This window comes from Streptomyces sp. NPDC059850 (genome assembly GCF_042731515.1).
Classification (GTDB): domain Bacteria; phylum Actinomycetota; class Actinomycetes; order Streptomycetales; family Streptomycetaceae; genus Streptomyces.
The window spans coordinates 143,003-158,761 of sequence record NZ_JBHWJI010000012.1 but is presented as its reverse complement, the minus strand read 5'-3'; the positions used below and the strand labels follow the sequence as shown (position 1 = coordinate 158,761).

Annotated in this window: 10 protein-coding genes and 1 pseudogene; 8 read left to right on the top strand and 3 right to left on the bottom strand. The window is 72.8% G+C overall.

Translation table 11 applies throughout. The features are described 5' to 3' along the window. Positions 1 to 485 precede the first annotated feature (485 nt). A complete protein-coding gene (locus ACFV9T_RS12760) occupies positions 486 to 1,652 on the top strand; it encodes a transglycosylase family protein (protein ID WP_385439250.1) in 1,167 nt (388 codons plus the stop codon). A gap of 102 nt (positions 1,653 to 1,754) precedes the next feature. Here ACFV9T_RS12760 and ACFV9T_RS12755 read toward each other — a convergent pair whose 3' ends face one another. Together ACFV9T_RS12755 and ACFV9T_RS12750 are read right to left on the bottom strand one after the other, a co-directional pair. Next, positions 1,755 to 2,465: a DUF429 domain-containing protein gene (locus ACFV9T_RS12755; protein ID WP_385439248.1), complete on the bottom strand. Its 711-nt coding sequence runs from the start codon at positions 2,463 to 2,465 to the stop codon at positions 1,755 to 1,757. Between the two features lie 58 nt (positions 2,466 to 2,523). Continuing rightward, positions 2,524 to 3,251 (bottom strand): annotated as a pseudogene (locus tag ACFV9T_RS12750) (alpha/beta fold hydrolase). 99 nt (positions 3,252 to 3,350) lie between these two features. On the opposite strand from ACFV9T_RS12750, the gene ACFV9T_RS12745 reads away from it, so the two are divergent. Next, positions 3,351 to 3,947: a DUF4291 domain-containing protein gene (locus ACFV9T_RS12745; RefSeq protein ID WP_385439245.1), complete on the top strand. Its 597-nt coding sequence runs from the start codon at positions 3,351 to 3,353 to the stop codon at positions 3,945 to 3,947. A gap of 98 nt (positions 3,948 to 4,045) precedes the next feature. After that, the gene (locus tag ACFV9T_RS12740) at positions 4,046 to 6,622 is read left to right on the top strand and encodes an alpha-L-arabinofuranosidase C-terminal domain-containing protein (protein WP_385439243.1); all 2,577 of its coding nucleotides are present in this window, start codon (positions 4,046 to 4,048) and stop codon (positions 6,620 to 6,622) included. A gap of 63 nt (positions 6,623 to 6,685) precedes the next feature. Here ACFV9T_RS12740 and ACFV9T_RS12735 read toward each other — a convergent pair whose 3' ends face one another. Then, entirely contained in the window at positions 6,686 to 7,441 is a 756-nt protein-coding gene (locus ACFV9T_RS12735) for a GntR family transcriptional regulator (RefSeq protein ID WP_385439241.1), read from the bottom strand. A gap of 106 nt (positions 7,442 to 7,547) precedes the next feature. On the opposite strand from ACFV9T_RS12735, the gene manD reads away from it, so the two are divergent. From manD to ACFV9T_RS12710, 5 genes are all read left to right on the top strand, one after another. Further along, positions 7,548 to 8,765, top strand: a complete 1,218-nt coding sequence (gene manD / locus ACFV9T_RS12730) for a D-mannonate dehydratase ManD (protein WP_385439239.1) — start codon at positions 7,548 to 7,550, stop codon at positions 8,763 to 8,765. Beyond that, a complete protein-coding gene (locus tag ACFV9T_RS12725) occupies positions 8,762 to 10,189 on the top strand; it encodes a mannitol dehydrogenase family protein (RefSeq protein ID WP_385439237.1) in 1,428 nt (475 codons plus the stop codon). Before manD ends, ACFV9T_RS12725 begins: the two co-directional genes overlap by 4 nt. A 33-nt stretch (positions 10,190 to 10,222) precedes the next feature. Then, entirely contained in the window at positions 10,223 to 11,614 is a 1,392-nt protein-coding gene (locus ACFV9T_RS12720) for an MFS transporter (RefSeq protein ID WP_385439234.1), read from the top strand. A 56-nt stretch (positions 11,615 to 11,670) separates the two neighbouring features. Beyond that, positions 11,671 to 12,087: a YchJ family protein gene (locus tag ACFV9T_RS12715; protein ID WP_385439231.1), complete on the top strand. Its 417-nt coding sequence runs from the start codon at positions 11,671 to 11,673 to the stop codon at positions 12,085 to 12,087. Between the two features lie 149 nt (positions 12,088 to 12,236). After that, positions 12,237 to 15,743: a phosphodiester glycosidase family protein gene (locus tag ACFV9T_RS12710; protein ID WP_385439229.1), complete on the top strand. Its 3,507-nt coding sequence runs from the start codon at positions 12,237 to 12,239 to the stop codon at positions 15,741 to 15,743. Positions 15,744 to 15,759 lie beyond the last annotated feature (16 nt).

The following is a 15,759-nucleotide window of genomic DNA, read 5'->3' as shown; positions in this document are numbered from 1 at the left end:
GCTTTCGACCGGCGCGGTGGGCCGGGCCGGTACATCCTGTTCCCCGCCCGGCCCCGGCACTGCCAAGCGGCCGATCTTGACCGGACGGCGGCCGCAATAGCGCTCCACATGATCGGCCGATGGCCCTCGGCAAACCAATCCGCCGGAAAAGCGACATCCCAGCGGGGAACCGCGCGTGGCCGGTCCAAGAATCATTTTCCGCCGCCGGGGGCCGCGTACGGCAGGCGACGGAAAGCGATCTCGGGCCCGGCGCCCCGGCCGTCCCGTCAGCCCCGGGTCTGTCCGTGCGCCCCCCGGTCCTCCACGCGCCTTCCCTCGCACAGCTGATGGAGCGTCACCCGATCAGGGGGCGGGTTCCGGGAGCGCGCGGCGCCCCGTGACCACCCCTGCGCCTTGTGACCGGCGGCCCCCGGCTGCGGTACTCGTACGGCCGCCGGGACCTCCGGAGGCAACGTCGAGAGCCGTTGTGGAGAGGAACCAGCCTCATGGCCGTTCGAGGAAGTCACCGCCGCCCCGCATCGCCCAGCCGGGTCTCCCCGCTGTGCGCGGTCCTGACCGCGGGCAGCGTCGGCATCGTCCTGCCGTTCCTCAACACCGGCGCCGCCCAGGCGGCCCCGGTCGACACCTGGGACAAGGTCGCCGCGTGCGAGAGCGGCGGCAACTGGCGCATCAACACGGGCAACGGCTACTACGGCGGACTGCAGTTCTCGCAGCACACCTGGGCCGCGTACGGCGGCACCCGGTACGCCGCGCGGGCCGACCTCGCCACCAAGGGCCAGCAGATCGCGGTGGCCGAAGCCGTGCTCCGTGGCCAGGGCCCGGGCGCCTGGCCGGTCTGCTCGGTGCGCGGCCGGCTGTCCCGGTCCGGCCCGCCCGCCGCCGAGGCGGCGAACCGCGGCGCCGCGCGCGGTGCCAAGCCGCCCGCCAAGCAACACCACCCGAAGCGCACCGCCAAGCCATCCGGTAAACACAGTCCCGGGCGGGCCGCCGGGACCGGTTCCGGGTCGTACGCGGTGCGCGGCGGCGACACGTTATCCCGCATCGCGACCCGCGCCTCCGTCAGCGGTGGCTGGAAGGCGCTGTACCACGCCAACCGCCGCACCATCGGCGTCGATCCGCATCTGATCCGCCCGGGGCAGCGGCTCACCCTGCCCTCGGGCAAGGCCCGCGCGGTCAAGCGCCAGTCCCACCAGGCGGCCCCCAAGCGCACGGCCGCCCGGCAGTCCGCGGCGCGGCAGTCCACCAAGCATCGGCTGGCGGCCCCGGTCAACGGCCCGATCTCCGCGGCGTACGGTGTGCGCGGCCCGCGCTGGGCGAGCGGCCACCACACCGGCGTGGACTACGCGGTGCCCATCGGCACCTCGGTGCACGCGGTCGCACCGGGCACCGTGGTGGCCGCGGGCTGGGCCGGTGCGTTCGGCTACCAGGTGGTCATCCGCCACGCCGAAGGGCTCTACACCCACTACGCGCATCTGTCGGCGCTGACGGTGCGCACCGGGCAGACCGTCGACGCGGGGCGCCGGATCGCCCGGTCCGGCAACACCGGCAACACCACAGGACCGCATCTGAACTTCGAGGTACGGACCACCTCGAGCTACGGGTCGGACGTCGACCCGCTGACCTATCTGCGCCCGTACGGCATCGGCGCCTGACGGCTCCGGCCGGGCGCCGCTGAAGACCATTTCCGGGGGTGGGGGAAAGGGAGGTCGCCCGAGGCACGGCTCGGGCGGCCTCCCGCCGTCGTCCGCCACCCTTCAGTACCAGATGGCGATGTCCAGCCCCGCGTCCGTCTTCTCCGGTGGGGTGGGCAGGCTCACGGCCGTACCGAGCGCGATGCGGTGGGCGCTCCAGGCCGCCGCCGCGGCGTCCAGGACATCGTCGGACGGCACCCGCCCGGCCGGGCCGAGGTCGTCGGGCAGGACGATGCCCTGCTCTTGGAGCAGACGGCGGCGCACCGCCTGGCCGCTCCAGCCCTTCTTGCTCCAGGCGACCGGCTCGCCGCCCCGCATCTGCGCGAAGGAGACCTCGGGATGGACCTCGTGAAGCCGGTGGCCGCCACCGTCGCGGAGGGCGTTGGCCTCGCGCAGCTTCGCTGCCAGCCCCCAGGTCTGGCGGGGCAGCCCCAAGCCGGTCAGTTGACGGCGGCACGCGTTGGCCGCGGCGTAGTCCGGCTGCTCCCAGACCTGCCGGGGCGGCACCGGGAAGACCCGCGACCGGTGCGCCCCCAGCGCTTCGGCGGCCAGCTGGTCCGCACGGCGGTTCCCCCTCTCCAGCAGCCCCAGCGGCATGTCGACCGCGACCACGGCCGCGTCCTCCATCCCGGCCAGCAGATCGCTCAGCCCACCGGCCGTCGCGGCACCGGCGAACACGCCGCCGCGCAGGATCACCGCGACCCAGCCGGAGCGGCAGGCGTCCACCCCCACGACGGCCGGGGAACTGGGGAGAGCGTCGCTACGGGAAGCCATGCGCCGTATCCGACCACACGTCCCCGTTCCCGTACAGCTAGGGCCAACGCCCTTGGGCTCAGCCCGCCGCCCGGTAGGGGCGGAAGAACGCGCGCAGCTCCTCCGCGTACAGTTCGGGCTCCTCGAACGGCGCGAAGTGGCCGCCGCGCGCGGGCTCGGTCACCCGCGCCACGTTCGCCGTACGGTCGGGCCACGCCCTCGGCGGGCGGACGATGTCCCCGGGGAAGAGCGAGAAGCCGGACGGGACGTCGACCCGGCGGGCGTGCTGTGCGGGCGGGATCGCGGCGTTCGCGCCGTACATGCGCAGGGACGAGCCGATCGTCCCGGTGAGCCAGTAGAGCGTGACGTTCGGCTGCCGATGTCCCCGCCCGCCGCGCCGAACCGCTCATAGCCGAGGACATCCATCAGCTCGGCCCACAGACGGGCGACGACTATGGAGTCGAGCGGCGGGCCGGTGGGGCGGTCGGAGTACCCGTAGCCCGGCATGTCGGGCACGACCACGTCGAACGCGTCGGCGGGGTCGGCGCCGTGGGCGCCGGGATCGGTGAGGTGCGGGATGACTTTCGCGTACCGCCAGAACGAGTCCGGCCAGCCGTGGCCGAGGATCAGCGGCAGGGCGGTCCCGGCCGGTGTGGCGGCCGCCCGCGCGTGCACGAAGGGGGCACATCCCAGCTCGGGCGCGTCCGGCCAGCGCGTCGCGCGCAGCCGCACACGGAGGTCGTTGAGCGCGGCGGGGTCGGTCCGCTGGAGGAACGGCTCGGGGCGGGGACGCACATCAGGCTTGATGATCACCGTACACGCCGCCTCGCTGGCTTGCCCGGTCCTTTCCCGTCCGCTGAAAATTCGGTGGCCGGGCACCGCCCTCCCCCGCCACGCTTGGCGACCATGGAACACCAGTCCCACCAGATCCGCGCACGGCACACCCCGGCCACGGTCACCGTCTACCAGGCGTATCCCCCGCACATCGGCCGTCCCGCGGCCCGCGACGGCCGGTTCCCAGCCGCCTGGAAGCGGGACCGGATGACCTGGATCAAACCGTCGTTCCTCTGGATGATGTACCGCTGCGGCTGGGGTCTGAAGGAGGGCCAGGAAACGATCCTGGCCGTGGAGATCACCCACGAGGGCTTCGCCTGGGCGCTGCGCAACGCCTGCCTCTCCCACTACGTACGCGGCCTCCACTCCGACCAGGCGGCCTGGAAGCGCCAGCTGCACCGCTCCCCCACCCGCGTCCAGTGGGACCCGGAACGCGACCTCCAGCTACAGGCCCTGCCGTACCGCTCCCTCCAGCTCGGCCTGGCGGGCGAGGCGGCGCGCCGGTACGCGGACGAGTGGACGGTGTCCATCACCGATGTCACGCCCCTGGCCCACGAGGTCCACGCCCTCGTCCGGGCGGGCAACCTGGACGCGGCGGCCGAGCGCCTTCCCGAGGAGCGCCCCTACCCGGCGGGCGACGACCTCGTCTCGCACCTTCGGGTCGCGTAGCCGAATCCGTTGACGCGCCCTGCCCTCCCCCATATCTTTCGTTCGAAGTTCTGAGCGACGTACGGGATTTCGAACGACACGATTCGAACGGGAGACGCATGCCCCGCACACGCTGGAGACTCGGCCTCACCCTCACCATCGGCGCCCTGCTCGCCGGTACCGTCACCGCCGTCCCCACAACCGCCACGGGCGCTCCCGCGCACACGGCGGCGGACGCCACCGACTACACGCTCTCCGTCGACCCGGCCGCCAAGGGCCCGGCCATCGACGACTCGATGTACGGGGTGTTCTACGAGGACATCAACCGCGCGGCCGACGGCGGTCTGTACGCCGAGCTGGTCCAGAACCGGTCCTTCGAGTACGACCCCGCCGACCACGCCTCGTACACCCCCATGACCGCGTGGGGTGAGGCCGCGACCGGCGGCGGCACCGGCGAGGCGAAGGTCGTGGACGACGAAGGCCGCCTGAACGAGCGCAACCGGCGCTATCTGCGGCTGACGCTCGGCGGCACCGGCGGATCGGCCGCCCGGTACGGGGTGGCCAACTCCGGTTACACCACCGGAATGGCCGTCAAGGCGGGCGAGCGCTATGACTTCTCGGTGTGGGCGCGCACCGACCAGGCCTCCGGAACCCCGCTGACCGTCGCCCTCGGCGACGGCTCAGGCAACGACACGCTCGCGCGCCCGCTGCGCGCCACCGTGCGCGGCGACCGCTGGACCAAGTACACCGGCACCCTCACCGCCGCCACCTCCAGCACCTCCGGACGGCTCACCGTCGCCGCGGGCGGCAGTGGCACACTCCGGCTCGACATGGTCTCGCTCTTCCCCCGCGACACCTACAAGCACCGCCCCAACGGCCTGCGCAAGGACCTCGCGCAGAAGATCGCCGCGCTGAAGCCGGGCTTCCTGCGCTTCCCGGGCGGCTGCCTGGTGAACACCGGCAGCCACGAGGCGTACGAGGCGCCGAACTGGCCGCGCAAGCGCTCCTACCAGTGGAAGGACACCATCGGCCCGGTCGAGCAGCGGGCCGTCAACGCCAACTTCTGGGGCTACAACCAATCCTATGGCATCGGCTACTACGAGTACTTCCAGTTCGCCGAGGACATCGGCGTGATGGCGCTGCCGGTGGTGCCAGCGCTGGTCACCGGCTGCGGTCAGAACAAGGCCACCGACGACCCCGCGCTGCTGAAGCGCCACATCCAGGACACCCTGGACCTCATCGAGTTCGCCAACGGCCCGGTGACCTCGACCTGGGGCAAGCTGCGGGCGAAGATGGGCCATCCGAAGCCGTTCGGCCTGACCCATCTGGAGGTCGGGAACGAGGAGAACCTGCCGGACGAGTTCTTCGTACGGTTCACCGAGTTCCGCAAGGCCATCGAGGCCGAGTACCCCGACATCACGGTGATCAGCAACTCCGGTCCCGACGACAGCGGGCAGACCTTCGACCGCGCCTGGGCGCTGAACCGGGCGGCGGACGTCGACATGGTCGACGAGCACTACTACAACAGCCCGCAGTGGTTCCTGGAGAACAACCAGCGCTACGACACCTACGACCGCTCGGGCCCGAAGGTGTTCCTCGGTGAATACGCCTCACAGGACAACAAGTGGTACAACGCGCTGACCGAGGCGGCGTTCATGACGGGCCTGGAGCGCAACGCCGATGTCGTCAAGCTCGCCTCGTACGCGCCACTGCTCGCCCACGAGGACGCGACGCAGTGGCGGCCCGACATGATCTGGTTCAACAACTCCGCCTCCTGGGGCTCGACCAGCTACGAGACGCAGAAGCTGTTCATGAACAACGTCGGGGACGAGGTGGTGCCGAGCAAGTCGTCCGCCACGCCCGCCCCCAGCGAGCCGATCAGCGGTGCCGTCGGCCTGTCCACCTGGGCCACCAGCGCGGCGTACGACGATGTCAGCGTGACCGGCGCGGACGGTTCGGCGCTGCTCAGCGACGACTTCTCGGGCGATGACGCGCAGTGGACCAAGGCCGCGGGCAAGGGGTCGTGGTCGGTGCGGGACGGTGCGTACGTCCAGTCCGACGCCGCCGCCGAGAACACCTTGGTCACGGCGGGCGACAAGGCCTGGCGCGACTACGACCTGAAGGTGAAGGCCACGAAGAAGTCCGGCAAGGAGGGCTTCCTCATCGCGTTCGGGGTCAAGGACACCGGCAACTACTACTGGTGGAACCTCGGCGGCTGGGGCAACACCCGCTCCGCCGTGGAGAAGTCGGTGGGCGGTGCCAAGCAGACGATGGCCGAGGATGCCACGAAGATCGAGACCGGGCGGACCTATGACGCCCGGGTCGAGGTGCGCGGCCGTCAGGTGACGCTGTACCTGGACGGCAAGAAGTGGGGCGGCTTCACCGACGACAAGGTGGCCGAGCCGTTCCGCCAGGTGGTGACGCGGGACAAGGCCACCGGTGAGCTGATCGTCAAGGTCGTCAACGCGCGGAGCACGGCCGCCCGCACCCGTATCGACCTGGGAGACCTGGGCCACGGCAAGGTGGCGCGGACGGCGCGGGCCACCACGCTCCAGGGCGCGCCGGAGGCGGTCAACACCGCTGCCGAGCAGCCCATCAAGCCGGTGAAGTCCACGTTCGACGGGGTGGCGAACACCTTCACGTACACCTTCCCGGCGGACTCGGTCACGTTCCTGCGGATCAAGACCAAGCGCTGAGCCGGATACCGGATACGCAGCGGGGCGGGGCGGGGTCACACCGGGCCCGCCCCGCTGTCGCGTTCAGTCCTCGCGGGCGGCGGTGCGCCGGGCGCTCTCCCGGCGCGGCCGCAGCGGGGCGTCCTGGTCGCTGAACAGCTCCGGGTGCTTGGCCCGGATCTTCTCCACATCGCTGAAGACCAGCCGGAGGTGCGAGCGCAGCGCCCCGTCGGCCCGGTCCAGATCGCCTTCCTCCAGCAGGTCGACCACCTCGCGGTGCTGGCCGATCAGCAGCGACATCTGCTGCGTCATCGGCAGCGAGAGCCGCCGGGCCCGGTCCAGCTGGGCCTTGGCCTGGCTGACCACGGGCCACGCCGAGCCATGTCCGCTCACCGCCATCAGCCGCTGGTGGAACTGCTCGTCCAGCTGGAAGAAGCCCGCCATGTCGGACCGCTCGTCGGCCTCCTCCTGCGCGGTGAGCAGCACCCGCAGCTCCGCCACATCGCGCGCGGTGGCCTTGCCGACGGCGTCGCGCAGCGCCGCGCACTCCAGCGCCTCCCGGATGAACTGCGCTGAGGCCACATCGCGCTCCCGGATGCGCGAGATGAACGTCCCCATCTGCGGATAGATGTCCACAAGACCCTCGTCGGCGAGGAGGATCAGGCTCTCGCGGACGGGGGTGCGGCTGACGCCCAGCTCGGCCGCCAGGTCGTTCTCCGATACGGCCGAGCCGGGGGCCAGCTCCAGGCCGACGATGCGCGCGCGCAGCACCTCATGGACGAGCTGCCGGGTGTTGCGCCCCCGGGAGCGTGCCGCGTGCAGTCCCTCCGCCGATGCCATCCGACCCCTTCCGAACCCTTGACCCGTCTTGCTGACGTACTTGTATGGTAGCCGACCAATAGCCCGGGCTCCACCCCGGAGCCGGTGCAGTGAGGAGCGCACACGCATGGCCACGATCACGGAGGCGACGGTCATCGTCACCTCTCCCGGCCGCAATTTCGTGACCCTGAAGGTGACCACGTCCGACGGGGTGACCGGGCTCGGCGACGCCACGCTGAACGGGCGCGAGCTGGCGGTCGCCTCCTATCTGCGGGACCACCTCGTCCCGCTGCTGATCGGCCGCGACCCCGCCCGTATCGAGGACACCTGGCAGTACCTCTACAAGGGGGCGTACTGGCGCCGGGGCCCGGTGACCATGACCGCGATCGCGGCGGTCGACACCGCGCTGTGGGACATCAAGGGCAAGGTCGCCGGGATGCCGGTGTACGACCTGCTGGGCGGCAAGGCCCGCGAAGGGGCCATGGTCTACGGCCATGCCAGCGGCGGCGACATCCCCGAACTCCTCGACGACGTCGCCCAGTTCCAGGAGATGGGCTACCGCGCGATCCGCGCCCAGGCCGCCGTCCCCGGCTCCCCCGGGACGTACGGCATCCGCCACGGCACGGTCGCCACCGTCTACGAGCCCGCCACCGGCGCCCTCCCCGAGGAACAGCCGTGGTCGACGGAGGCGTATCTGGACTTCGCGCCGCGCTATCTGGAGGCGGTCCGCGAGCGGTTCGGCTTCGGCTTCCACCTGCTGCACGACGTGCACCACCGGCTCAGCCCCACCGAGGCCGGGCGACTCGGCCGCAGCGTGGAGGATCTGCGGCTGTTCTGGATGGAGGACCCCACCCCCGCCGAACTCCAGGACTCCTTCCGCCAGATCCGCCAGACCACCACCACCCCGATCGCGGTCGGCGAGGTCTTCAACTCCATCTGGGACTGCCAGCAGCTCATCACCGAGCGGCTCATCGACTACATCCGCGCCTCGGTCGTGCACGCGGGCGGCATCACCCATCTGCGGCGGATCTTCCACCTCGCCGAGCTGTACCAGGTGCGCACCGGCTCCCACGGCGCCACCGATCTGTCGCCGGTGAGCATGGCCGCCGCCGTCCACCTGGACGTCACCGTGCCCAACTTCGGCATCCAGGAGTACATGGCGCACGACCCGCTCACCCACGAGGTGTTCCGGCCGACGTACGAGCTGCGCGACGGCGCCCTCCACCCCTCCGACGCGCCGGGCCTGGGCATCGAGCTGGACGAGGAGGCGGCCGCCCGCTTCCCGTACGACCCGAAGTACCTGCCGGTGAGCCGCCGTACCGACGGGTCGGTGCACGACTGGTGAGCACGCCACAGCGGCTGTCCCTGGCCACCCTGTCCGCCGTACCGGCCGCGTCCCGCCCGCCGGTCGATCCACGGGCGCTGCGCCCGCGGATCGTGCACCTGGGGATCGGCGCCTTCCACCGCGCCCATCAGGCGCTCGCCACGCAGACCGCCGAGGCGGCGCGCGGCGGCGGCTGGGGCATCGCCGGGGTCACCCAGCGCAGCCGGGCGGTGGTGGACGCGCTGCGCCCGCAGGACGGGCTGTACTCGTTCACCGAGCGACGGCCCGAGGGCCCGGCCACCCAGGTGGTCGGCGCGGTGACCGAGGTGCTGCACGCGACCGACGACGGCGCCCGGCTGATCGAACTGATCTCCTCGGCGGACGTCACCGTGGTCACCCTCACCGTGACCGAGAAGGGCTACCGGCGCGACCCGGCGGGCGGCGGTCTGGCGCTGGAGGACCCGTCCGTGCGCGCCGACCTCGCGGGCGCCGCCGCCCCCGCGACCGTCGTCGGGCAGCTCGCCACCGGGCTGCGCGCCCGGCTGCGGGCGAGCGGCGCGCCGCTGTCGGTCGTCTCCTGCGACAACATGGCGGCCAACGGCGCGGTCCTGCGGCGGCTGGTACGGGACTTCGTGGCGGCGAGCGCGTGGGACGAGCGCGACCGCCTCCTCGACTGGATGACCGGCTCGGTGGCCTTCCCCGCCACCGTCGTCGACCGCATCGTGCCCGCCACCACCGACGCCGACCGCGCGGCCGCCGCCCGTGCGCTCGGGGTGGCGGACGAGGGCGCGGTGACCGGCGAACCGTTCACCCAGTGGGTGCTCCAGGACATCTTCGCCGCCGAGCGCCCACGCTGGGAGGAGGCGGGCGCCCGGTTCGTCGCCGATGTGGCCCCGTACCAGTCCGCCAAGCTCCGGCTGCTCAACGGCGCGCACTCGCTGCTCGCCTACCGTGGCCTCGCCGAGGGCTGCGAGACCGTGGCCGATGTCCTCGCCACGCCGTGGGGCGAGGCGGCCGTGCGCGCGTACTGCGCGGAGGCGGCGCGGAGCCTGCCACCGGCCGAGGGACTGGACCTGGCCGCGTACATCGACAGCCTCGTCGTCCGGTTCGCCAACCCCGCGATGCACCACCGGATCCGGCAGATCGCCATGGACGGATCGCTGAAGATCCCCGAACGGTGGCTGGCCCCGCTGCGCGAGCTGCGCGCCGCCGGACGGGACGCCCCGGAACTGACGTCGGCCCTCGCCGCCTGGGCCCGCGTCACCCGCGACCACCCCCTGGACGACCCCGAGGCCGAAGCGCTGCGCCGGGCCTGGGACGCCCGGCCCGCGCGCGACGCCCTGCGCCGCCTGCTGAGCCTGCTGGGCGCCGACGACCTCGCGGACGACACCTCCCTGGTCACCTCCGTGGAGGCGGAGCTGCACTCCGGCGCCCGGACGCGCTGACCTCACGTACCACCGCTCATAAGGAGAGCCGCCGTGAAGACCCCCAGAGTCGTCACCGCCACCGACACACCACCCCAGGGCGAGGCCACCTCCGCCACCTCCGCCTCCGCGCCACCGCGCCCGCGCGGGCTGCGGCACAACACCCGCTGGCTGATGGTCTTCCTCTGCTTCCTCGGCATGACCGTCAACTACATCGACCGCGCCACCATCTCCATCTCACTGCCCTATATGACCGATGACCTGAACATCGGCCCCGAGTGGCAGGGCGTGATCCTCAGCATGTTCTTCGTGACGTACGCGCTGGGTCAGCTGCCCGCCGGGGCGCTGATCGACCGGTACGGCGAGAAGAAGATGTTCGCGCTCGGCGGCCTGCTCTGGTCGGTGGTCACCATCGCCACCGGATTCGTCCGGGGCATCGGCAGCCTGCTGGTCGCGCGGCTGGCCCTGGGCGCGGGCGAGGCACCGGCGTACCCCTCGTGCGCCAAGTCCGTCTCCCGCTGGTTCCCGGTCCGCGAACGGGCGCTGGCCAACAGTGTCTGGGACAACGGCGCCCGCGCCGGTACCGCCGTCGCGGCCCCCGTGGTGACCGCACTGATCGCCTGGCAGGGCTGGCGGATGGCGTTCTGGGTGACCGGCGCGGTCGCCCTGCTGTGGGTCGCGCTGTGGCTCAAGGCGTACCGCGAGCCCTCGGCGGGCGGCGGGATCAGCGCCGAGGAGCGCGCCTACGTCACGGCGGGCGGCGCCCGGCTGGAGGACGCTCCCGAGGAATCGGGGAGCACGGCGCCGGAGGAGCCCGCGGTGCGCTGGCGCGATCTGTTCCGGTACCGCACGGTCTGGGGCATGATGATCGGCTTCTTCTGCCTCAACTACGTCATCTACTTCTTCATCACCTGGTTCCCCAGCTATCTCGTCGACGCCCGCGGCTTCGACCTGCTGAAGCTCGGCTTCTACGGCGCCCTGCCCGGCCTCGTCGCCATCGGCGGCAGTCTGCTCGGCGGCTGGACCAGCGACACCCTGCTGCGCCGCGGCTGGTCGGTGACCCGCGCCCGTAAGACCTGCCTGGTGTGCGGGATGCTGTTCTCCTCGGTCATCGCCTTCGCCGTGCTCGTCCCGAGCGCCATGTGGGCCCTGACACTGCTGTCCGTCAGCTACGCCAGCCTCGCCTTCTCCGCCGCCTCGGTGGCCAGCCTGCCCGCCGATGTCGCGCCCACCCCGGGCCATGTGGCCTCGCTCGGCGGCATCCAGAACTTCGCGTCCAACCTGGCCGGGGTGCTCGGCTCGACCACCACCGGGCTGCTGCTGGGCTTCTTCAACCACTCGTTCGTCGCACCGCTGATGCTGTCCGGCGCGCTGTGCGTGGTCGGCGCCCTCACCTACGGCCTGGTCATCAAGCGCGTCGAACCCCTGCGGATCTCCACCGTCTGAGCCCCTGGCCGGGGCCTCGGGCGGGGGACGGCACAAGGGACGGCACAATGGGGCGCATGTCCCGACGTGCGCGCCGTACCACCCCTGTGACCTGCCCCTGCGGACTGCCCGCGTCCTACACCGACTGCTGCGGCCGCCTCCACCGGGGCGAGGCCCGGGCGGCCACGGCCGAGCAGCTGATGCGCTCCCGGTACAGCGCCTTCGCGGTGCGGGACGAGGCGTATCTGCTGCGCAGCTGGCACTCCACGACCCGGCCGCCCCGGCTCGAACTCGACCCGGGGCTCCGGTGGACGCGGCTGGAGATCCTCGGCACGACGGACGGCAGCGCGTTCCACTCGACGGGCACGGTCGAGTTCCGCGCGCACTACGTGAACGGCGGGGACGGCGGGGGCTCGGGCCAGCAGCACGAGAACAGCCGCTTCGCGCGCGAAGGGGGCGCGTGGGTGTACGTGGACGGCGTGAGCCTGCCCTGACGCGCCCCCGTCGGGCTTACCGGCGGCAGCCGTGCGGGGATTGTTCTCCATGATGTCGCCCACGCCTTCTGGCGCTCCGTCATCTCCATGGCGATGCTGGGGCGCTGTGCGTGGAAGCCACGCGCGTCCCATGGCCCCATGGAGCTGCCATGTCCCCTGTCGCGTTCACCAGACCCGTGGCGGCGCTGGCCGCCGCCTGTGCCCTTGTGCTGGGCGCCGTAGACCAGGCCGCCGCCGACAGTCCCCCCGCGCCCGAACCCCTCCCCCGGTCCTCGGCGGAGATGCTGCGGCCGGTCGCCCCTCCGGCGGCCGTGGGCCCGCCGTCCGGGGCACGGTCCCTCGCCGACGGCGACGGCATCCAGACCGCCCGCACGTCGCGGCCGATCGCCCCCGGGGTGAAGCTGACCTCGTACGACCGGCTGGAGTCGGACAAGTGGCTGCGGGCCGACGCGCTTTCGGTGGACCTCGCCAGCAGCGCGAAGGTCGACTATCTGCGCCCGGGCACGGTCGCCCGGCGCGAGACCGTCTCGCGGCTCGCCCAGGAGCACGACGCGGGGCCGGGGCGCCGCACGGTCGCCGCGATCAACGGCGACTTCTTCGACATCAACCAGACCGGCGCCCCCGAGGGCACCGGCATCGGCGACGGCCGGATCGTCAACTCCGCCGCGTCCGGCTCCGGCAGGGCGGTCGGCATCGGCCCGGCCGCCGCGGGACGCGTCCTCCAGCTGTACTTCGACGGCACGCTGACCCTCCCGGACGGCCCGCGTCCGCTCGCGGCGCTCAACGCCGCCAACGTCCCGGCCAGCGGCATCGGCGCCTACAACGCCCAGTGGGGCGAGGCGGACCGGGCGCAGACCGTGGACGGGGCGCGGCGCACCGCCGAGGTCACGGTCGTGGACGGCAAGGTCACCACGGCGCCCGGAGCGCCCGGCAAGGGGACGGTCCCGGCGGGCGCCACCGTGCTGCTGGGGCGTGACGCGGGGGCGGACGCCCTGGGCAGGCTGACGGTCGGTGACGCGGTGTCGTGGGAGTACCGGCCGCGTACCGACAGCGGCGACACCCCGCGCACGGCGGTCAGCGGCCGCGAACTCCTCGTCGTGGACGGCGAACCGGTCGGCCACGAGGGCGAGGGCAACAACGTCGCGGCGCCCCGCACGGCCGTCGGCTTCTCCCGCGACGGCCGGACGATGCAGGTCCTCACCGTGGACGGGCGGCAGGCGGACAGCGGCGGGGTCACCCTCACCGAACTGGGCCGGATGATGAAGGACGCGGGCTCCTACAGCGCGCTCAACCTCGACGGCGGCGGCTCGTCCACCCTCCTCGCCCGCGAACCCGGCAGCGACACGGGCCAGGTGGAGAACAGCCCGTCCGACGGCAGCGAGCGCCCCGTGCCCAACGGTCTCGCCTTCACCGCCCCCGACGGCAGCGGCCGCCTCCGGGGCTTCTGGGTGGAGACGGCGACCGGCGCGAGCGAGGCGCCCACCGTCGATCCGGTCCGGGGCGGCCACCCGGAGCGGGTGTTCCCGGGGCTGACCCGCCGTCTCACCGCCGCGGGCTACGACGAGACGTACGGCCCGGCCGAGGGCGCACCGCACTGGCAGGCGGCCGATCCCCGGGTCGGACGGGTCGGCGCGGACGGCACGTTCACCGCGCGCCACGGCGGCGACACGGCGGTCGTCGCGCGGCGCGGCGCGGCCCGGGGCTCGCTCCGGTTGAGCGTGCTGGACGAGCTGGACCGGATCCGGCCCACCACCCGGCTGCTCGGGCTCGCCGACGCCGGGGCCACCGGCCGCTTCGGGATCGTCGGCCTGGACGCGCACGGCACCAGCGCGCCCATCGAGCCGTCCGACGTCCGGCTGAGCTACGACCACGCGCTGTTCGACATCGCCCCGGATCCGGCGACGGGCGACTTCACCGTCAAGGCGCGCGGCGACCGGGCCGCGGGCCAGGTCAGGGTCGCGGTCGGCGGCGCCGTCACCGTACTGGCCGTCACGGTCGGCCTCACCGATCAGCCGGAGGCGTCCTTCGACGACGCCGGGCGGTGGGTGTTCAGCCAGGCCCGCGCCTCCGGTTCGGCGAAGGCCACGCCCGATGGCCACAGCGGCACCGGGCTGGAGCTGACGTACGACTTCAGCCAGTCCACCGCCACCCGCGCCGCCTATGTCACCCCGCCGGAACCGATCGCGGTGGACGGCCAGCCGCAGTCGTTCGGGCTGTGGGTCAAGGGCGACGGCAAGGGGGCGTGGCCGACCCTCCAGCTCAAGGACGGCGCGGGCTCGGACCAGTTGCTGCGCGGCCCGTACGTCACCTGGACCGGCTGGCGACATGTCGACTTCACGGTTCCGGCGGGGGTCGCGTATCCGCTGAAGGTGAGCCGCTTCTACCTCGCGGAGACGGGCGCCGCCCGCCAGTACACGGGGCAGGTCGTCCTCGACGACCTCACCGCCCGGGTCCCGCCGGACGTCGAGCTGCCGAAGGAGGACGTACGCCCCGATCCGCTCATCACCACGGCCGCCCGCACCGAGGGCCGGGACTGGCGGTTCGCGGTGATGTCGGACGCCCAGTTCGTGGCCCGCGCCCCGGACAGCCCGATCGTGGCCCAGGCCCGCCGCACCCTGCGGGAGATCAGGGCGGCGAAGCCCGACTTCCTGGTCATCAACGGCGACTTGGTCGACGAGGGCTCCCCCGCCGATCTCGCCTTCGCCCGCCGCGTGCTCACCGAGGAGCTGGGCGATGCCCTGCCCTGGTATTACGTGCCGGGCAACCATGAGGTGATGGGCGGCTCGATCGGGAACTTCACCGCCGAATTCGGCCCCGCGCACCGCACGTTCGACCACCGGGGCACCCGGTTCCTCACGCTCGACACCTCCAGCCTGCGGCTCAGGGGCGGCGGCTTCGACCAGATCAAGCGGCTGCGCGAGCAGCTGGACGCGGCCGCCGCCGATCCGGGCATCGGCTCGGTCATGGTGATCGAACACGTCCCGCCGCGCGACCCCACCCCGCAGCAGGGCAGCCAGCTGAGCGACCGCAAGGAGGCCGCGCTGCTGGAGAACTGGCTGGCCGACTTCCGCCGTACGACGGGCAAGGGCGCGGCGTTCATCGGCAGCCATGTGGGCACCTTCCACGCCTCGCGGGTGGACGGCGTCCCGTATCTGATCAACGGCAACGCGGGCAAGAACCCGGCCACCCCGTCCGGTCAGGGCGGCTTCACCGGCTGGTCGATGGTGGGCGTCGACCAGGTCCCGCCGGGGCAGCGGGCCGAGGCGCGCCACGCGCCGTGGACCGGCGGGCCCGACTGGGTGTCGGTGCAGACCCGGGCCCATGTGGACGGGCTGACGGTCACCGCACCGGCCGAGCTGCGCGCCGGGCAGGACGCGGATGTGACGGCGGCGGTGATCCAGGGCGAGGGGGCCGGTGCCCGCACGGTGCCGGTCGGCGGGCCGCTCAGCGCGGACTGGACCGGTTCGCGAGACGTCTACGTCGGCGATGTGTCCCGCGCCCGGGCGCACCCGGGCCGCTATGTCGCCGCGTTCGACCCGGCGACCGGGAGACTCATCGCGCTGCGCCCGGGTACGGCGACCCTCACGGTGGCCGTGAACGGCGCGACGGCGCAGGCGCGCTTCTCCGTGACGGCGGCCGGGGCGCCCGCGGCGTGAAGCGCGGCCGGTGGGG